Here is an 18331-nt window from a genome sequence, read left to right as displayed (position 1 = left end):
TCTGTGTCGATGTGCCCTGCTGTTACTTAGCGTACGCGGAGATGGCCTCCCTCGTGAGAACTAGACCGATAGGGGCCGGGTTTAGGTGAACACGGCTGAATTAGTGGCGGGCGAGGGGGCCGGTGTTCGATCTTCGGTTAGTTGTCTACGCCCCATTCGGAGATCGGCTCGGTGTTCTTCCACATCCGCTGTCGGTCGAGGCCGGCTGGCCGCTCAACGACGTGCCGTCGCTGAAGCTCAGCTACACCACCATGGCGACCGGTGCAGCCCTGCTCGACCAGCCATGTGAGATCGCTGTCGAGTGGAGCACGGACGGCTCCGTTTGGACCGAGGCGCTGAACTCGCGGTTCTTGCGCATCAAGCGCCGCGGTGACGGCTCCGACCGTACTGGGCTGGCCAGGTTCGAGCTGCCCGGCTTCGTGTGGATGCTCCGCAAGATCGTGCTCCATCCCGGCGTGACGCCGCTGGTGGACGGCAAGAGGCCGTTCCTCAGCTCGACGGCGGGGGCGATCCTGCAGACGTTCATCGCCGAGACCAAGGCCCCAGGACGCGAAGCCGTACCCGGCCTGGACTGGGACTTCTCCCCGACGAGTGACAGCGCAGGCCACGCCTGGGACAAGGTCATCAACATCTACTACCAGCCCGGCATGGACGCGCTGACAGCGCTGCAGAATCTGGCCGAGCAGGGCGTGTGCGACTTCCGCATGTCCGGCCGCACCCTCCAGGTGTTCAACCCCGACACGCTGAACGATGACCTGGCGACCGGCGCCGCCCCGGTGGACCTGCGGTATGGCCGCGACATCGCAGAGGCTCCGGACGACGGGACCTTGGAGGACCTGGCGTCATCGGTGCTGCTCGTCGGAGACAACGGACTGATCAAGACGTTCACCAACCCCGCCGCGGCGCAGCCATGGGGGCGGTGGGAGCAATACGTCGGCGCGGGCGGCGTCTCCGACGAGGGGACTGCGACGATCCTCGCGCAGTCCGCGCTCGAGCGCGCCGGCGCCGAGCGGGTGCAGCGGACGCGGGGCATCGTCTTGTACGGCGCACGCTGGTTGCCGCTGAAGGATTACCAGCCCGGTGACCGGGTGCTCGCGCCCGCGGACGGCGGGGCGCTGGAGCCGCTGCGGGTCCGGCAGGTGACGTTGGCGCGTACCTCGACAGGCGTGCTCGGCGGGTCGCTGGTGCTGCATGACCGGTTCCTTGAGCGGGACATCCGGCTGGCCAGGCGAACGGCCGGGATTGTCGGTGGTTCGGCGGCTGATGGAGGGTCAGGGGCGCAACCGAGCCCGGAAGCGCCCGAGCCGCGCACGCCGGCGGCTCCGGCCGGGCTGATCGTGAATCCGCTCCCATACATCGACGAGCATGGCCTGCCGCACGGGCAGGTGACGGTCTCGTGGGGCGCGGTCACCTCCGACGTCGGCGGGGTCGCGCTGACTGTGGGCGGCTACGAGCTGTTCATGCGGATCAACGAGACCGGCGCGCCGTGGTTCTTCGTCACCTCGACCCCGGCTGGCGACACCACGGCGACGTACTCGCCGCTCGTCATCGGCGGGTCGTACGTCTTCAAGGTCCGGGCGGTCAACCTCGGCAAGGTCGGGCCGTTCTCGCCCGACGTGGCGGTGACGATCCCTGACGACGACGAAGCGCCGCCGGTGCCGACCGTCCCGCAGCTCTCCACGCGTCTCGGCGTCGTCCGGGTCACGTGGAACGGGCTGGGCGTCGGTGCGGCGCCGATGCCGCCGGACTTCCTGCACGTCCGCGTGTGGATGCAGGACCCGCTCGCGCCTGGGTGGTCGGAGGTCGGCGTGCTGGGCGAGGCCGGGGCGATCCTCGTCCCGGGCCTGCCGTACGGTGCGGACCGGCAGTTCCGGTTCACGTCCATCGACAGGTCCGGCAACGAGTCTGCCCCGTCCGCATCGGCGACGATCGCCGCGGTGCAGCTCGTTCAGGGCGACGCCGCGAACGAGTCGATCACGACGGGCGCGTTGGCCGCGAACGCGGTCACCGCCGACAAGCTGGCGGCCGGGTCGGTCGAGGCCGAGCACATCACGGCGGGCGCGGTGGTGGCCGACGCTCTCGCCGCGGTGCTCACGTTGTCCACGCGGGTCGTCGCGGGCAGCGCGTCCGGGGCGCGAGTCGAGCTCAACAGCTCGGGCCTGGTGGCCTTCAACGGCTCCGGGCAGCAGACCGCCAGCATCTCGGCGGCAACCGGCGCCGTGTCCATCGTGGGCCAGCTCGCATCAGGAGTGACCGGTGCGCGGATCGTGGTCAACCCCGCAGGCGCGGCGGCACCGGAGATCCGGTTCATCCCCGGCAGCGGGACCAACCAGTCGCGCATCTACAGCGACGGCTCCCGCTTCACCGGGGAGGCGACGCTGGTCATGGAGTCGGGCACCAACCAGGCGAGCACCGCGATGTGCCGCCTCACCCACGCGGCCGGCTTCTGGCAGGCAGCGATCCTGAACCCGTCGAACGGTGAGCAGCGCGGCGGCGCGGTGTCGGCGGTCGAGGGGCAGGCGTCGATCGGGTGGCTGCATCCGACGCAGCAGGACCAACTCCTCGTGTTCGACCAGTCCGGGACGTTCCACCGGGGCACGTGGCTGTACGCCAACGACTCCGGCTTGATCATGCTGTCGGTGTCGGTGTCCAGGGGCGCCACCTACTACCAGGTGGCTCTCGGCTTCTCCTTCCCGACCGTGCCGAAGGTCACGTTCACGGCCGAGCAGACCACGACCATGCAACTCTTCAGCCGCACCAATAGCGACCTGTTCTTCTTCGATCCGTCCGCCGGGACTTCGCCGCCGGCGCGGACGTTCCACATCTGGGCCTGGAGGTGACGCGGTGCCGGACGAATGGCAGGTCACGGAGGTGACCGACACGGCTGACGAGTCCGGGCGGATCGAGGCGTGGGAGATCACGCTGACCCGGGCCGCCGATGGCGTCACGGTCGGGGTGTTCCTGCCGAAGGTGGCGATCGAGTCCACCGCCGTGGCGTGCGGGCTGGCCTCGACGGATGAGGCGATCGACGTGCTGATGCACCGCGCCGTCCATCCCATCTACGAGCCGAACCTGCCCGAGACGAGTCCATGGCACGTCAGCGCCGAGCAGGCACGCGCCGACGTGCTGGAGCGGGTCGAGCGGTGCAAGCGCGACCACGCGATCGTCGCGACAGCCGTACCGAAGGCTCGTACGTCGGCCGCGCGGAAGGCGGCCGACGTGCTCGACTCGCTGAGGTCGCACGTGCGGATCGATCCGGTGAAGGCCGCGACCGTGCGACTGGAGCAGCAGCGGGCGCTCCTGCAAGCGGGCGCCTGATGGAGGACCTGGTGGTGGAGCCTCTACGGATCATCGCCGTCCTGCGCCGCCGCATGGAGGAACTGCTGTACGAGAACGCCGTGCTGTCGGCGGCGGTGGACCAGCAGCGCGACGAGATAAACGAATTGAGGGGGGCCAGCGGTGCAGGTGATCATCCCAGGTGAGCCCGCGAAGTTCGCGCTACGGCTGGTAGCTCACGCGCCGAACGGCGATCGGCTGGGGGTGTTGCCGCAGCACAGCGGGTTCGAGCTGGGGACCCCACTGAACGACGTGCCCAGTCTCAAAGTGACCTATCCGACCGGCGGGCTGAACGCGGCCCTCATCGCGGGGCACTGCGAGGTTGCGGTGGAGTACGCGGCGGACGGCGGCGCGTGGGAGGAGCCGCCGAACGCGCGGTTCTTGAGGATCAAGCGGGGCGGGGACAGCACGGACCGGGCCGCGGCCAGGTCGTACGACTGTCCCGGCTGGGCGTGGCAGTTGCGGAAGGTCGTGCTGTACCCGAATAGCGCGATGGTGGACGGCAAGCGGCCGTTCAACGCCGTCAGCCCTGGGGCAATCCTGGCGACGTTCATCCAGGAGGGGAAGGCGCGGGGCGCGCTGCCCGCCCTGGCATTCGACTTCTCCACCAGCCACGACAGCGGGGGCGCCCCGTGGTCGAAGACGCTGACGTTGGCGATTGAGCCTGGCAAGGACCTGCTCGCGGTCCTGATCAACCTGGGCGAGCAGGGCGTCATCGACTGGCGGATGCAGGGCCGCGAGCTGCAGGTGTTCAACCCGGACACGGTGCTGGGCGCTGACCGGGCGTCTGGTGCGTCGCCGGTTGACCTGCGGCTTGGCCGCGACATCACCGAGGCCCCGGACACGGGCACGCTGGCGGACGCGGCGTCGGCCATCCTGATCGGCGGCGAGTCCGGCCTGTCGGTGGAGGTGACCAACCCGTCCGCGACCGCGCCGTGGGGCCGCTGGGAGACTTACCAGTCGCAGGGCGGGGTGTCTGACAGCGGTACCGCGACGCTGCTGGGCCGGAACGCGTTGGAACGGGTCGCGCGTGAGCGGGTGCAGGTCACTCGTGGCCTGATGTTCGACGCGGCGCGGTGGTTGCCGTTCGAGCACTATCAGCCGGGGGACTACCTGCTCGCGCCGGGTGACGGCGGGGCGATGCAATCGCTTCGGCTGCGGCAGATCACTCTGTCGGTGGAATCGGACGGTCAGATCGGCGGCAACGTCGTCCTCAACGATCGTTTTCTGGAGCGCGAGATCCGGCTGGCCCGCCAGTCTCAGGGCATCCTCGACGGCGGGGTGTCGTCGGGTGGTTCGGGCAGCGACCCGGCCCCGGACAGTGACGGCCGGGTACCGGCCGCCCCGCAGGGGCTGATCGTGGAGGCGTTGGCGTACCTGGACCAGCACGGCTACGCCCAGGGCCAGGCCACGGTCACGTGGGGTGCGGTGAACGCCGACGTCAACGGGGTCGCGCTGGACCCGGACGGGTACGAGGTGTACGCCCGCCGCAACGAGGCTGGCCAGTTCTGGCTCCTGGTGGGGCAGACCGCGTCCGGCGACCTGCAGACGACGGTGTCGCCGCTGGTGGTCGGCTGGGAGTACGCGTTCAAAGTGCGGGCGTTGAACAACGGCGTCAAGGGCGTGTTCTCCGACCAGTTCGTGGTGTTGATCCCGGACGACGCGACGCCGCCGCCGGTGCCTTCGACGCCTGTGGTGGCGTCGCGGCTGGGCGTGATCCATGTGGAGTGGAACGGGCTCGGCAGCGCCGGTGAGGCGATGCCGATCGACCTTGACCGCGTCCACGTGTGGATGAAGGACCCGCTTAATCCGGCCGATCAGGGCATGCGGGTGGGGTACCTGACGGGGGCTGGAACGGAGGTGATCCCGGGTCAGCCGTACAACGCTGATCGGGAAATCTGGCTGACCAGTATTGACCGGTCGGGCAACGAGTCGGCGGCCTCCACTCACGTCACAGTGGCGACGAAGCCGCTGGTGGACACGGACCTGATCGGCAACATCATCGACGGTGCCGCGCACATCATCGACGGCACGATTCCCGGCGATGCGAAGATCACCGCTGACTCCATCACCGGCCGCCTGATCCGGGCACTGGCGATCGAGGCCGACAAGATCGCCGCCAACGCCATCACGGCGGACAAGATCGCAGCGGGGTCGATTCAGGCCGGGCACGTCAGCGCCAACGCGATCACGGCTGACAAGATCGCAGCGAATGCGATCACTGCAGCGAAGATCGCCGCCGACGCGATCACTGGTAAGACGATCACCGGCAGCGTGCTCCGCACCGCGGCGACGGGGCAGCGCATCGTCATTGACCCGACGACGCTGGACATCCGGTTCTACCCGGACGGCACCAGCAACTACAGCCGGTTGTGGACCTCGGATGACGACTTCGCCGGCGAGGCCACGTTCCGCATCACCAGCGGTACCAACGGCGGGCAGACGGCGCGGACGTTCTTCACGCTGGCAGCCGGGTGGACGAAGCTGGAGGTGCTGACCCCGTCTGCCGCCTCCGCTAACGGCGGATTCCTGGAGAGCGCCGAGGACTACTCGCGGATCGGCTACGACAACGACACATCGGACAACCAGTACATGTGGTTCGACGGGTCGGGCCGGACGACGCACTACGGCAAGTGGTGGGACAGCGCGTTCGCCGTGAGCACGTGGGGCGTCCACTCCGGTAGCCGGATCGCCAGCTCTGGATGGTCCGGCATCGTGATCAACTACGGGCCGACTATGCAGGGCAACATGGGCCCGGTCGCGGTGCTGCGCGACGGCGCTATGACGTCGAACCCGAGCCTGGATCCGAACTTCTACTGGTGCATCGAGGCCAGCACCCAGACCTCGTTCACCATCTCCTGGGGCGAGGGTGGCGGCGTGCGCTCCGGCAAGGCGATCTATTGGTGGTCATTCCGACACGACGGGGAAGCATGATGGCAGAAGTCTGGAGCGTGTGGGACGCCGAGCTGGGCTACAGCCCCATACATTTCGTCAAGCAGGACGTGGCCCGTCGCAACCCGATGGGGGCCGAACCGTTGTGGGGCGTGGCCACGGTCCGGCCGGACGGCGGCCGGGTCCTGCACACCTTCCCCCACTCGACGCTGGAGTGGCGCGCGGCCGAGTACGGCATCGACCCAGAGGACCTCGACACGATCCTCGACGTGATCCTGCACGAGCCGTACCTGCCGAACGAGGATGACCCGCTGGTGCAGCTTGACCCGGCCGCCTCGAAGCTGCTCGACGAGATACGGGGGTTGCCGACGTGCTGGACGCCCGGCGTACCGGACGCCGAGCGGCTGCAGGCGCACCTCGCCAGAATCGACGCGGTCAAGCGGCACCGCGTCCAGTTCGACAACGCACCCGCTGCCGACCGTCAGGCCGCGCTCCTTTTCGTCGGTTCCGCCCGTGTCGCCCCGCCGCATCCGCTTGACCCGATCCGCGCGGCCAAGCTGGACCCGATTCGTGTGGACTCGCGGCGCATGGCGGTGAAGTGGCAGCGCCGGACCGGCCGCCAGGCGGACTTCTTCTCCAAGCCGGCGACGGCGTTCATGGGGATGCAGCCCGTGGCGGGTGGTGTGGTGTGAGTGAGGAGACGCCCAACCTGGCACTTGCATTGGCGGAGGTACGGCGACTCCTTGAGGTCGGATTTGCCCAGGTCAACGGTCAGATCGCCCTCCTTCTGCAGCAGTTGGAACAGGTGAACGATCAGCACGCGAAGTTGGCGCAGCGGGTCGAGCAGGACCGCGCCGCCGCCGAGACCCGGGATGCAGCGATGGAGGCACGCCTTGACGCCGTTGAGCGGGAGGCCGTGACGCGCACGCAGCTCGCCGACCGGACCAAGCAGATCATCGCCGTCGTCGGCCTGCTCGTGACCGTGGCTGGCGCCGTGATCGCGCTGATCCAGCTCACGCGCGGCTGACCAATCGACGACCAAGGGGGACAACTGACATGCCGTGGCTTACGCAGCTAGCCGACGTTGCCCGCAAGACGGGCTTCCCTGTGACGGAGGTGGGCGGGTGGAAGTCCCGTGGGCACGGACCGCAGCCGTCCGTGCAGGGCGTGGTGTGCCATCACACCGCCGGATGGAATGACCGTCACGTCGTCGTGAACGGTCGGCCGGGCCTGGCGGGGCCGCTCAGCCACTTCTGGCTGCAGCACACCGGCCGAATCTGGGTTGTCGCGGCCGGGCGGTGCTGGCACAACGCGCCGAGCACCAGTTCCCACCACATGAACAGCACGTCGATCGGCATCGAAGCCGAGAACGACGGCCGCACGCCGTGGCCTGACGTGCAGATCGACGCCTATGAAGCGTTGTGCGCAGAGCTGTGCCGGGAGTTCGGCTTGCCGGCCTCGCGGGTCAAGGCGCACCGGGAGGTCAACATGGCCAAGCCCGACCCCCACTCCGTCAACATGACCTCGTTCCGGTCGCGCGTCGCCGCGCTGATCAAGGATCCCGGAACCCCGATCGAGCAGGAGGAAGACGTGCCCGAGGTGATCTCTCTGGGTGCCGGAGAGGACCAGGCGGTCCCAGTCGGCGGCGAGCTGGCGGTGCGTTGGCACACCGAGTACACCGACGACCCGCCCGGCCACAGCGCGGACGGAGTCGCCGTCATGGCCAAGGCGAGCCGCTGGTGCATCGTGGACGGCCTGGTCAAGATCCGTGGCCTGAAGCCGGGCACGGAGATCGACGTGGCCTGGTCGCGGTACTCCCGCGACGGCAAGGAGTTCGAGGACGACGCCTGGCGGCTGTCCTTCCGCGCCGACATCAACGGTCGTGTCGAGTCCAGCGTGGGCGGCCAGTTCGCGCTCAACACCAAGAACCAGCTCCGTCTCCGGATCATCAATTCGACCGACGCTGCGGCGGTCGTCGAGAAGGTGTCGATGGCCAAGATCTCGATGTTCGACCGTTAATAGCGGTTCCGCTTTCGACGAAGGAGGTACCCCCGTGTCCACCCCCACCGAGCCCGCGCCGACGATCGGCCGGATAGTGCACTACAAGCTGTCCGGCCACGACGTCTCCATGATCAACCTAGAGAGCATGCAGTCGTTCGGCGGCCAGGGCGTCGTCCGATCGCCCGCCAAGCTCGGCGACGTCCTCCCAGCGATCATCACGCGCACCTTCGAGGGTGCCGGGACCGCCGTGAACCTCCAGGTGTTCCTGGACGGCAACCACTCCTACTGGGCCACGTCGCGCTCGCAGGGCACTGACCACGGCCAGTGGTCGTGGCCGGCCCGCGCCTGATCTTCATTCTTTCCCATGAATTCCCGCTGTGAGCGGGCTGTCCCGAAGGAGGGACTATGCACGCAGATCCCCAGGTCACCTACTCCAAGCCGCCCGTCGAGACCAAGGTCAAGGCGATGGGCCTGGTGTCCTACCTCGCTGGTGTCGCCGGTATGGCGGTGCTGCAGGCGGTCGCTGACGCGCCGTCGTTGATCGCCTGGCTGCCTGACTGGGTCGAGGCGATCACGCTGCCGCTGCTGCCGACCGCGCTGGCGGCCGTGGCCGGCTTCACCGCGCAGCACACCCCGCGGCCGGACCTTCCGGCTGACCAGCGATAGGTTTCGTCGCTAACGTGAGTGCCCCGCTCCTCCCTGCTGGGAGGGGCGGGGCACTCTTTGCGTTTCGGATTACTTGGTTGTCCTCGCTGTCGTTGCCATCGCTCCGTGCCGAATCTTCCGAGGAGCCGTCGAACCAGGCACACAGCCGCGCCACCCACCGCCAGCGCGGCGTGACGTGACCGGACGGCACGCAGCCGTAGAAGCCGCCATCAGGAGGAATGGGCAGATGGGGCATCTCGTTTCCTCCGCGTTGATGACTACCTCCGGGGATGATGGGCGGCCGTGGGAAGGCTCTGCAGCGGCGCCGTCCCACGGCCGCACCGCCCGGTTCGGGCCTTTGCCGGGCGGCTGCCGTGGTCGGAGGGCGGGGTTCGCAACCACGGCCGGAGAGGTCCTCCTACTTCGGAGCAGGAGCATTGACGGCCTGCGTGGGCGCGTCCAAGGCTCGGCCTACCGCCGTCTCGCTTCTCTCCACAGCCGCGAGAAGATCCGTCAGCAGCGCGTCCGGGATGGTGCCGAGCCCGAGCCCGGCAGACTGTACGGCGGAGGCGAGTGCCTGCTCCTCAGCGCCGATGAGCATCCTTCCGCATCCGTCGTGGGCGAGTATCTCGCGTGCGACGTACCCGTCTGCCGATGCGATGGCCTCGCCGATGAGGCGGGCATACACCGCGCCGACCTTTCCCGGCGCGACGAGGGAAGTGAGATCGGCGACGGCCATGCCCAAGCGGGCCTGGAAGACGTCGTGCCCGACCGTTGACCTGCCGGCGAGGTAGCGTCGGATCATCCGGTCGGTCTCCTGCTCCGCGGGCCGGTTGCCGGCGAGGTGGCACATCACTGTCAGGCAGGCCGCGACCTGCTCCTCCCACGGCTCGGTGAGTGTGCTGCTGGTCAGAACCGCGAGAGCGGCGTCGGTGTCGCCGGTGAGGCAGGCGGTCACGATCTTGACTTGGCGGCCGTCCATCAGGTGCAGGCCGATCCCTTTGTGGCGTTCGATGTGGGCGAGGGCGTCGGGCCAGCGGCCGAGGCGTACGAGAGCGCGGGTGCCTTCGGCCAGGTGGACGCGCCAGGCCCAGACGCGTAGCTCCTGATACTGTTCCGGGCTGCCGGTCAGGTCCCGGAGCGGCAGGGGCCGGCCGTCGATATCAGCCTCGGTGTTGGCGGCGATGGCGTGGTAAAGGGTGTCGAGCAGCGCCCAGGCCGCTTCGGCGTCGCCCGCGCGCAGGTGTAGGCGGGCGAGGTTGACGGCCGGTTCGAGCATGTGCCTGGCCTGACGGATAGTGAGGTGGCCGGCCTGGCGGTAGGGGTTGATCTGGCGCCAGCACACCTCTTGGGCGAGGTCGGGCAGGCCGCAGTCGCTGGCGATGAGCGCGGCGGCGTTGAGCGTCTGGGCGGCGGCGAGTAGCGGGTCGGCGGCGTGTTCGGTGTTGCGGGCGAGGCCACTGACCTCGCTGATTCGCTTGGCGAGAGGCGGGTACGGGGGGCGGGCCCGGCTGACGAGCGGCCACCAGCGGGTGAGCTGGGCGACATCGGGCGCCGTCATGGCCGGTCCCCGGCGGGAAGGAGCGCTTCGCAGGCCGCTCGGCTGAGGACGCCCTGGGTGGTCGCGGGCAGGCCGAGCCTGTTCCAGTGGAAGATCACGTGGTGGACGAAGATGTGGCGGATGCCGCGGCTGAGGTGTCCGGCGGTGGCGGCCTCGTACAGCGATTGTCCGGCGTGGCGGAAGTCGTCGGCCCACGGCGCAACGAACGCGAGCGGCCCGCCGGGGGTGACGGGGCCGAGAGGGGAGGCGACCAGGGGGCGAATCTTGTCGGCCAGCGCCTCCAGTTGGCCGGGAGGCGGGGGCTCGGGCAGGGGGCGCAGTTCGGCGACGCGGTGCCAGACGTCGCCGCGCTCGAAGCGGTCCAGGCACGTGCTCAGCATGGTGCCGAGGAGCAGCATCGACACCTCCTTGCGGCCCACGCCCGCCGCCGGTTGCCGCAGATAGGCGACGACGTGTCGGCTGTCGGCACAGAACAGGTCATGGGCGATGTCCATGCCGATTCGGCTGCCGAATGCGGCGGTTTCCGGCTCGTAGATCGCCGCGCCCCAGCGTGAGATGGCCCCGGAGGTGGCGAGGTCGTTCAGCGCGGCGTTGACCGCTGTCCTGGTGCCGGTGGTGGCGGCGCGCAGGCGTAGCCGTAGTTTCAGGCCGGGCTTCTTGCGGATGAACCACCAGGCGTCGACCAGGTCGTGAAGGCGGTCCAGATGCTGGCCGAGGGTGGCAACCGCGGCGTCGGCGCTGCCGGGGAACTTCACGTTGATCTGGTACCAGTCACCCCCGGCAGCGTGCGTTTCGAGCGCCTCGCGGCCGGCGCGCTGGTAGAGCTCGACCATCGCGGTGAGGCTCTCCGGAGGTGTGTTGATGGCGGACGCGGCCACCTTGACCGGCGTATCGGACAGGACCGCCAGCACGGCCGCGGCCAGGTCAGCGGGGGCGGTGGCGGTCAGATGATCAGTAGACATGTGTCCCATCCCGAGTGCGGGGGTGCGTTGCGGGCGGCGGTGTTCCGGGCGAGAGCCAGACCCGCGGATCCGGTGAGCAGGCTGTCGTCGGCATGCACGTCGGCTTGGTCGAGCATCGCTGCCAAGGTGGGGAGACAGGCGGCGATGTCGGGGGTGAGGGCGTCGCGGGCGGCTCGCCACGCGGTCTGGTAGACGCCAGCGACGCCGTGGCAGAGCCCGGCGCCGGTGAGATACGCGAGTTGGGCAGGGTCGCGGAGACAGGCGGCAAGGGCATGCTCGGCGAGGCGCTGTCGGGTGGTGTCGCCCAGGGCGATGGCGGCCAACTGCTGGGCGCGGGCGATGCCCACGGTGCCGTAGCACCAGGAAGGGCGGCCGGGCCCAAGCTGTCGGGTTCGGCCACACTCCAGGTCCTCGCGGGTGATCCACTGTGGCCACCACGGTCCGGTCTCGCCGTCCTGCTGCCACGCGTCGAGGCAGGCGCAGATGCGCCGGATGGCGTCGGCCTGGCCGTCCACGGCGACGTCGTCGCGGAGCGCGAGGGCGAGCAAAGCCAGGATGCCCGTGATGCCGTGCGCGGTCCCGAGGTTGGCGTGCCCGCCTGGGGTGGGGACGGTGGAGGCGGGATCATGGGCGACCCACCAGCCGGGAAGCTGCTCCGAGGTCGGGTAGGTGAGCCGTACCAGGTGGCTCAGGATCGGTTCGAGGACGCCGGCGTCGGGCATGTGGCGCAGGAGCAGGACGGCGATCCCGGTCAGGCCACGGAACAGGTCGTAGTCCGCGAACGCCGCCGCCTCACCGCATGCGGTGCGGGCGGTCACGTCGGCCAGCCGGCGTTCGGTGAGCCGGATAACGTGTGCGTCGATGACGGCGGTTGCACGGTCGTAGCGGCCCGTCCGGGTGGCGTGCAGGGTGAAGCTGATCGCCGGGGCGCCGAAGTAGAGCCCGGCGGGTTCGCCCGCGCTGATCTGCTGGCTGGTGGCGGCCTTGATCCACTCGTGCGCGCTGTGCCATGGCTGCTCCCCGGTGTGGGCGCGTTCGATGTGCAGCAGCGCGGTTCCGGCCGCGCCTGCGGCCAGCGACTGCCCCACGGGTTCGCTGCTCGGCGCGGTCATCGTTGGTCCTGTTGGGCGAGGGCCAGGCCGCGCAGGGCGGCGGCGCGGACCAGCCGGTTGGTGACGCCCTCCAGGTCAGGATCGACACCGAGGGCGCGCACGTGGTGATCGTGCAGCAGGGACCGCAGCACGGTGATGGGCGCGCGGCGGCAGCGGGAGAGCTCGGCCCTGTAGACGTTGAGCGCCGCCCGCCGTACCGTCCACGCGCGGGCCACCTCTTCCCCGCCTGGACGGTCCCGCAGAGCCCGGTAGAGGTCGGAGGGCTCGGCCAGGAGCAGGCTCGTGTCGCGGAGCGTCCGGTCCAGCTCCCCATACTCTCGGGGAAGCTGGTTGACCAGCCACCCGTACCCGGCGCCAGGGGAAGGGGCGAGCCCAGCGGCGAGATCGGCCATCGACGCCGCGGCGATCGCCTGAGCGGGTAGGCCAGAGCGGGCGGCCATGGTGATCTGGGCCAGTGCCGCAGCCGAGTCGGCGGCGGCCACCTGATACGAGGCGGCCAGGGCCGTGCCGGGACCGTAGCGGCCGGTCTGCGGCTGGTAGGCGGCCAGGCACAGACGGGCGAGGAGCCCCTGGGCTTGCAGGTGGGCGGCGAAGTCGGCCAGGTGGGCGGTTGTGGCGGTGTACTGGTCGGGGCCGGACAACTGCAGGTAGAGCCAGAGCTGCTGGAGGCTGTCGGGCCGCAGGGTGTCGCGGTGGCGGCGGAACCACCAGCGCTCCAGATCGAGGGCTTGCAGGAGGCGGGGCAGGTGGCAGGTCAGGATCTCGTCGTAGCGGGCGGGGTGGCCGTGTAACTGTGCGTGGAGCAGGTCGCCGGCGCCGGGCATCAGCATCGTGACGGGCCGTTCCAGGACGGCGGGTGGGGCAGGCCCGCGGCGGGCGGATGGGGCGGCGGTCAGGGTGGCGAGGAATTCGCAGGCGCGGCCGGTCCAGTCCCCGCGGGGGTGTTCGCGGAGTTCGACCTGTCCGGCGCGGTCGAGGCGGGTGCGCAGCAGGAGCCGGTCCAGACGGGCGTCGAGGTCGAGCGGGAGCCGGGCCTCCTGCTGGTAGAGCACGACCCAGGAGGGGACGCGCCATCGCTCCCGCCACGCGGCGAGGTGCTTGTCCCAGAGCTGGGCGGGGTCGCGCCGGGTGCCCAGGTCGGAGGCGTTGAGGATCCAGCGGGCCGGGGCCAGCACCGTGCGGCCGTAGCGCAGGCGCGGCAGGTGCGGCAGCTTGCGGGCCGCTCCCCAGTCGAACAGCCCGTAGACGGCGTGGCGGGCGCACGGCACCCCAGCGAGGAACCGGGCCAGCGGAGGGGTGTGCGTCGCCGCCTCCAGCGCGTGCAACGCCCACGGCACGATGCGGCGGCCGGTTGAGATCTGGATCAGATACGTCTGGGTCGCGTCAGCGGTCACCGCGAGGTCGTCCACGCTGATCGAGGCGGTACCGGGGGCGGGATGCTCGGCGAGGGGGATCACGGCGGGCAGGAGTTGCGGGACGCGGACGACGTTCTCGTTGTGTCGGCGCCGGGGCGGGAAGGACAGCTGCGCCGCCACCGCCTCACCGCCAGGGCCGAAGGACGCGGCCAGCAGGTCCCGCTCGTGTGGGGGCAGCAGGTGGGCGAACCGGCCGGCCATGCTGCTGCTGGTCCTTGGCGCACCGGTCACCCACAGGGTGAACGCGCCCCGGGCGACCGCGTCCGCCGATGCCGCGTCCAGGTGGAAAGGCAGCTCGGCGCGCTGTGGGACGACCATCTCGGCGGGGTCGCCGACCGTCAGCTGCTGAATCAGCGGCTCGGTCAGCGTGATCTCTGCGCGGCCGTCCACCATGGCCTGCTGGATGAGCGCCAGCAGGACGCCATCGCGGCCGCTCAAAGCCCGCGCAGGGCGGTCACGCGCCGCGCCGAGGAAGCCGGCGGGAAACCCGAGCCCTGAGTCTCCGATCAGTTCCCGCACCGGCACGAGAGCAGCCGGCCCGTACCGTGCCCGGAACGCGAGGTGGTAGTCCCGCCAGACTTCCGGCCCGAACGGGCGGGTGGTCAGGCGCAACAGCACCGACGCGGCCGCGGCGGCCTCGTCGAGGACCGTGCGCGGCAGGCTGATCCGGCCGTCCACTGCGGTGTCGGCGGCCAGCACGGTATCGGTGCCGCCGCACACGGAGATCATCCGGTCCGCGACGGTGGCCGTGTCGGCGTGCGCCAGCGGGTCTCCCGCAGGAGGGCGGGTCAGGTGATGGTGAAGGTCTTCGAGGTCGTGCAGGAGGGCCGCGATATCGGGAAGGTCGGCGCCGGCGGCGTGCAGGTGGCTGATCACGTGCGGCAGGCCATCCACAACGGTCGAGGGCGGACGCAACGCGGTGAGCAGGAACCCTTGCGCGACGAGATCGGCCAGCATGGTGGTGATCGTGCCGAGGGTGGAGGCAGGAAACGCCTCGTGGAGCTGCTCGGCCAGGCAGCCGAACGAGATCGGCGCGTTTGCCGTGTTCAGGGCGAGCTGGACGGGCCGGCTGCGGCGGATCGAGATCTCGGTCAGCGGGCCCGGCCGCCCGGCGCTGGGCCGGTCGGCGATGGCGACCCTGTCGCCGCGCACGACGCACGAGCTGTTGACCACCACCGGCAGGCGGGCCAGAAGCTCGGGATGCCTCTCCAGCCGGTCAACGAGCGTGGCGAGCCACTGCCCATCGGCGCGCATCACCACCCGGTGGTCGGAGCCGAAGCAAGGCGCCGCGGCAGGCCCGACGCGTACCGGTGTGATCCCGGCGAACAGCCCGAACGGGGTCGGGCGGCGCTGCCAGCGCACCAGATAGGACGCCACGGTCAGCGTGAGCCGCCGTAGCTGCTCGGCACTCGCCCCCTCGCGGGTGACGATGTCGAGCCGTCCGGCGAGTGACGGGCTGGCCAGGCGCAGAGCTGCCTGTACGTCGGGGCGCGCCCAGATGTGGGTCAGCCACCGCCGATCGGTCTCTGCCTGGGCGGCTGGATCGTCGTGGTGGTCGGGCATGTCCAGCCCGTCCGGGTAGGTGCTCACCCGGGCCAGTACCGGACCAGAGGGGCGGAAGAACAGCGCTGGTCTCATGATCCTCTGCCTCGGTGGTGGGGCTGCCGGCGCAGCCAAGGGCAGCGCCGACAGCGGGTCACTCCGTCGTCAGAACGGGTCGGCGACGGCGGTGGCGCAGGAGCTGTTGCACGAGGGGTTGCAGTTGTCGTCGGTGGAGCACGCCAGGATGGGCAACGGCACGCTCGCCTCGATCACGCGCATGTCGAGATCGAACTCGTCGTCGTCAGGGATGTGCGCGGCAGGGATCCCCGCGGGGGTCTCGACGGTTTGGGTGGACACGGCTTCTCCTTCACTGGGTGGGTGGGGCTACCTGGTCCCGAACAGCCACGTTGGGCCAGGAGATCGTGATCTTCGTGTGGCGCTTTTCGATGACCAGCGCCCGCCCCGGCGACCCTTCAGCGGGGGTGCCGGTCGGCCAGACGGCGACGTCAGGGCTGGGGCCGTTGCGGTAGTCGCGGTCCCATACCCGCACCTGTTCCACGATGGCCTCAGCGATCTGGGACCTGTGAGGCCCGTAACCGTGCGCGCCCATTTCGACGATGCCCTCTCCGGCCGGGCGGACCGACAGGTGAGCGAAGGAGTCGCCCTCGTCATTGACTGCGGCGAACGGGAAGCGGCGGCCACCGGGCTCGGCCGCGAGCCCCGAGTCACCGTCGCTGGCGTCCACGGCCAGGTGGCAGAAGCCGGGGAGCGCAGTCGCCATCCATAGCGCCAAGTCCGGGAACGGCTCCGACCGCTGGACGGTCACTCCGGACCAGGCCGCGGCGGGCTCACCGGCCAGCACGCCATCGAGGGCGCCGGGCTGCCGCAGGTCCCCGTCGTCGAAACGCAGCCCGACCTTCGTCCCGTTCAGCAGCCACAGGTGACCGTCGTTCGCGCCGGCGCCCTGCATCCAGACGAACCCGGAGACCGCCTGCGACACGGCGACGAGATGATCGTTCGTAGCCTCCAGGGCGAGTGACCTGCTGATCCCCTTCATCCGTAGCGGGACGACGATCCTGCCGCCGGGGGCGAGCTGCTCACGCCAGGCCGGCGGGATGTCCGGCGCCCCGACCGTGACGATGATGCGGTCGTACGGGGCGTTGTCTTTCAGGCCGTACTCGGCGTCGCCGATGGCCACCCGCACCCGCTCGTATCCGGCCGCGTCCAGGCAGGCGCGGGCCTGGCTGATCACGTCGGCGTCGATGTCCATCGTCGTCACCTGGCCGGTCGGTCCGACCACCTCGGCGAGTAGCGACGCGAAGTAGCCGCCTGAGCCGATCTCCAGGACGCGCATCCCCGGCCTGATGTCGGCCTGCACGAGCTGCACCGCCTGGGTGGCGGGCGCGGACATGGTGGAGATCAGGACGCCGTGCTCGCTGCGTTTGACCTCGACGATGTCTTGCGCGTATGCCTTCTCCAGCGTCGCCTCGGGGGCGAAGAGGTGCCGGGGAACCGTACGGAACGCGGCCTCGACCGGCACGGGGAGCGGAAAACCCCACTCCTCGCATGCGGCCGCCACGGCGGTGGTCATGGCGTCGCGTAGCGCGGTGGCGTCGTCCTGGACGTCGTTGTCGGTGGTCACAGGTTTGGATCCCCTCTTCTTGGTTGTGATGGGCAACTGGTCGATGGTGGCTGTTGGCGGGCAGTCCAGGGGTCAGGCCACGCCGTCCGCTTCTTCCACGTACGGGTCGGGCTCCAGCGGCTCCCCTCGGGTGACGTGCTCGCGGCGATGTTCGATCACCAGGGCGACGTACGTTCGGACGGCGCCGCGGTGGGTGCGGCCTCGTCCGCTCTCCTCGTAGCCGCTGTTCTCGGCCTGGCGGAGCACGAAGAACTGACCGCCCTCGGACACGAGTTCGTACGTGCCGCAGCACGAGGTGTGTCGGACCCGGAAAATGCCGCCGGACGGGGCATACGGCGTCCACTCGAACGTGTCGGCTGTCTGCGTGCTAGGTCGTCGCGAGCGGCTGGCTTGCTGGTTCATCTGCTGTCTCCGCGCTCGATTCGGGTGGTGCGGGCGATCGAGCGGTAACCATCGAACGGGCCGCGTCCGCAGGCGCGAAAAGGTGGGCAGGCAGGTAGCCGTGGGCGTACATAGCGAGGATGAGGTGGTCCATCGGCGGTGGCCTTCGCTGTGACCTGGTGTCGCGGGAGGCGCGACGGTGGTGCTCGCACCCCACGCCGGACAGGGGCTCCGGCGGGGGGTGCGAGTGGCAGGCGGCGCGGGCCAGGTGGGAATGGTTTCCGGATGGTCGGCCCGCGCCGGAGTGCACGACCGTGGAGGGGTTCGCCCCGCCGGCCGGTCGCGCCGGGACGTGGGGAGTTGCTGCCGGACCTTGCGGTGGGCAGCGTGCTGGGCCACGTCTCGCTTGGTCACCCGGCCATCTCCTGAAAGATGCCGGGGGGAATGTGGACGACCGCGGGCGGGTGCGCCGGGATGGCTTCGGCCACGGCCAGCAGCAGTTCGTGATCGACGTTGATGACTTTTCGCCACAGCTCGCGGAGGCTTTCGCCGTCGACTGGAGTGTTGACGTCCATGTCGTAGGCCGGGAACGCCCTGAACTTGCGGCTCCAGGGCTCCCACATCACCTGCCAGCGGCCGGCCCATGAATCCTGCAATTGCGCGGCCAGTCGCCGTCCTGTTTCCGGGCTCAAGGCCTCGGTCTTGTTGGTGGCCAGCTCGGGGCGATCCCTGTGCGATCGGCGTGTGGTGGCTCTACGCTTCCTCATGGGTCAGGACCTCGATTCCTGATCTAGGCCCCGGGTTCTCCTCGGTGTTCGCGCACCGGGGCCGGGGCCGCCTTT

General features: G+C 70.0%; 17 protein-coding genes. 9 read left to right on the top strand and 8 right to left on the bottom strand.

The features are described 5' to 3' along the window. The first annotated feature begins 122 nt into the window (after nt 1–122). Genes ACBJ59_RS56910 through ACBJ59_RS56870 form a run of 9 tightly spaced genes read left to right on the top strand, consistent with a single transcriptional unit; the run spans nt 123 to nt 8895 of the window. Nucleotides 123–2840, top strand: a complete 2718-nt coding sequence (locus tag ACBJ59_RS56910; protein ID WP_375118332.1) for a hypothetical protein — start codon at nt 123–125, stop codon at nt 2838–2840. A gap of 4 nt (nt 2841–2844) precedes the next feature. Next, nucleotides 2845–3318 (top strand): hypothetical protein, encoded by a 474-nt coding sequence (locus ACBJ59_RS56905; RefSeq protein ID WP_375118331.1) that lies wholly within the window; start codon nt 2845–2847, stop codon nt 3316–3318. Further along, nucleotides 3318–3482, top strand: a complete 165-nt coding sequence (locus ACBJ59_RS56900; protein WP_375118330.1) for a hypothetical protein — start codon at nt 3318–3320, stop codon at nt 3480–3482. Before ACBJ59_RS56905 ends, ACBJ59_RS56900 begins: the two co-directional genes overlap by 1 nt. Beyond that, the gene (locus tag ACBJ59_RS56895) at nt 3460–6270 is read left to right on the top strand and encodes a hypothetical protein (protein WP_375118329.1); all 2811 of its coding nucleotides are present in this window, start codon (nt 3460–3462) and stop codon (nt 6268–6270) included. The genes ACBJ59_RS56900 and ACBJ59_RS56895 overlap by 23 nt, the downstream gene beginning before the upstream one ends. After that, complete coding sequence (locus tag ACBJ59_RS56890) at nt 6267–6920, top strand: hypothetical protein (protein WP_375118328.1); 654 nt, start codon at nt 6267–6269, stop codon at nt 6918–6920. Before ACBJ59_RS56895 ends, ACBJ59_RS56890 begins: the two co-directional genes overlap by 4 nt. After that, nucleotides 6917–7255 carry a hypothetical protein gene (locus ACBJ59_RS56885; RefSeq protein ID WP_375118327.1) on the top strand — a complete coding sequence of 113 codons (339 nt, stop codon included), beginning with the start codon at nt 6917–6919 and terminating at the stop codon, nt 7253–7255. The genes ACBJ59_RS56890 and ACBJ59_RS56885 overlap by 4 nt, the downstream gene beginning before the upstream one ends. Nucleotides 7256–7284: 29 nt before the next feature. Further along, nucleotides 7285–8247 carry an N-acetylmuramoyl-L-alanine amidase gene (locus tag ACBJ59_RS56880; RefSeq protein WP_375118326.1) on the top strand — a complete coding sequence of 321 codons (963 nt, stop codon included), beginning with the start codon at nt 7285–7287 and terminating at the stop codon, nt 8245–8247. A gap of 34 nt (nt 8248–8281) precedes the next feature. After that, entirely contained in the window at nt 8282–8578 is a 297-nt protein-coding gene (locus ACBJ59_RS56875) for a hypothetical protein (RefSeq protein WP_375118325.1), read from the top strand. A gap of 56 nt (nt 8579–8634) precedes the next feature. After that, nucleotides 8635–8895 (top strand): hypothetical protein, encoded by a 261-nt coding sequence (locus ACBJ59_RS56870; RefSeq protein ID WP_375118324.1) that lies wholly within the window; start codon nt 8635–8637, stop codon nt 8893–8895. A 397-nt stretch (nt 8896–9292) separates the two neighbouring features. On the opposite strand, the gene ACBJ59_RS56865 is transcribed toward ACBJ59_RS56870, so the two are convergent. The 8 genes from ACBJ59_RS56865 to ACBJ59_RS56830 form a co-directional block, all read right to left on the bottom strand. Next, nucleotides 9293–10435 (bottom strand): hypothetical protein, encoded by a 1143-nt coding sequence (locus ACBJ59_RS56865; RefSeq protein ID WP_375118323.1) that lies wholly within the window; start codon nt 10433–10435, stop codon nt 9293–9295. Further along, entirely contained in the window at nt 10432–11397 is a 966-nt protein-coding gene (locus ACBJ59_RS56860) for a thiopeptide-type bacteriocin biosynthesis protein (RefSeq protein WP_375118321.1), read from the bottom strand. The genes ACBJ59_RS56865 and ACBJ59_RS56860 overlap by 4 nt, the downstream gene beginning before the upstream one ends. Next, a complete protein-coding gene (locus tag ACBJ59_RS56855; protein ID WP_375118320.1) occupies nt 11379–12509 on the bottom strand; it encodes a lanthionine synthetase C family protein in 1131 nt (376 codons plus the stop codon). Before ACBJ59_RS56855 ends, ACBJ59_RS56860 begins: the two co-directional genes overlap by 19 nt. Then, nucleotides 12506–15562, bottom strand: a complete 3057-nt coding sequence (locus ACBJ59_RS56850) for a lantibiotic dehydratase (protein WP_375118319.1) — start codon at nt 15560–15562, stop codon at nt 12506–12508. Before ACBJ59_RS56850 ends, ACBJ59_RS56855 begins: the two co-directional genes overlap by 4 nt. Before the next feature lie 69 nt (nt 15563–15631). Then, nucleotides 15632–15823 (bottom strand): FxLD family lanthipeptide, encoded by a 192-nt coding sequence (locus ACBJ59_RS56845; RefSeq protein WP_375118318.1) that lies wholly within the window; start codon nt 15821–15823, stop codon nt 15632–15634. Nucleotides 15824–15833: 10 nt separating this feature from the next. Continuing rightward, the gene (gene fxlM / locus ACBJ59_RS56840) at nt 15834–17108 is read right to left on the bottom strand and encodes a methyltransferase, FxLD system (protein WP_375118317.1); all 1275 of its coding nucleotides are present in this window, start codon (nt 17106–17108) and stop codon (nt 15834–15836) included. 72 nt (nt 17109–17180) lie between these two features. Beyond that, entirely contained in the window at nt 17181–17378 is a 198-nt protein-coding gene (locus ACBJ59_RS56835; protein ID WP_375118316.1) for a hypothetical protein, read from the bottom strand. 521 nt (nt 17379–17899) lie between these two features. Beyond that, nucleotides 17900–18256, bottom strand: a complete 357-nt coding sequence (locus ACBJ59_RS56830; RefSeq protein ID WP_375118315.1) for a hypothetical protein — start codon at nt 18254–18256, stop codon at nt 17900–17902. Between the last annotated feature and the right edge of the window lie 75 nt (nt 18257–18331).

The sequence above is a fragment of the Nonomuraea sp. MTCD27 genome, from assembly GCF_041950495.1.
Classification (GTDB): Bacteria; Actinomycetota; Actinomycetes; order Streptosporangiales; family Streptosporangiaceae; genus Nonomuraea.
This window is presented reverse-complemented; position numbering and strand designations above follow the sequence as displayed.

Coding starts and splice junctions, on each gene's coding strand:
- ACBJ59_RS56900 (WP_375118330.1), top strand. CDS start 3,318: ATGGAGGACCTGGTGGTGGAGCCTCTACGGATCATCGCCGTCCTGCGC.
- ACBJ59_RS56890 (WP_375118328.1), top strand. CDS start 6,267: ATGATGGCAGAAGTCTGGAGCGTGTGGGACGCCGAGCTGGGCTACAGC.
- ACBJ59_RS56880 (WP_375118326.1), top strand. CDS start 7,285: ATGCCGTGGCTTACGCAGCTAGCCGACGTTGCCCGCAAGACGGGCTTC.
- ACBJ59_RS56870 (WP_375118324.1), top strand. CDS start 8,635: ATGCACGCAGATCCCCAGGTCACCTACTCCAAGCCGCCCGTCGAGACC.
- ACBJ59_RS56865 (WP_375118323.1), bottom strand. CDS start 10,435: ATGACGGCGCCCGATGTCGCCCAGCTCACCCGCTGGTGGCCGCTCGTC.
- ACBJ59_RS56860 (WP_375118321.1), bottom strand. CDS start 11,397: ATGTCTACTGATCATCTGACCGCCACCGCCCCCGCTGACCTGGCCGCG.
- ACBJ59_RS56855 (WP_375118320.1), bottom strand. CDS start 12,509: ATGACCGCGCCGAGCAGCGAACCCGTGGGGCAGTCGCTGGCCGCAGGC.
- ACBJ59_RS56850 (WP_375118319.1), bottom strand. CDS start 15,562: ATGAGACCAGCGCTGTTCTTCCGCCCCTCTGGTCCGGTACTGGCCCGG.
- ACBJ59_RS56830 (WP_375118315.1), bottom strand. CDS start 18,256: ATGAGGAAGCGTAGAGCCACCACACGCCGATCGCACAGGGATCGCCCC.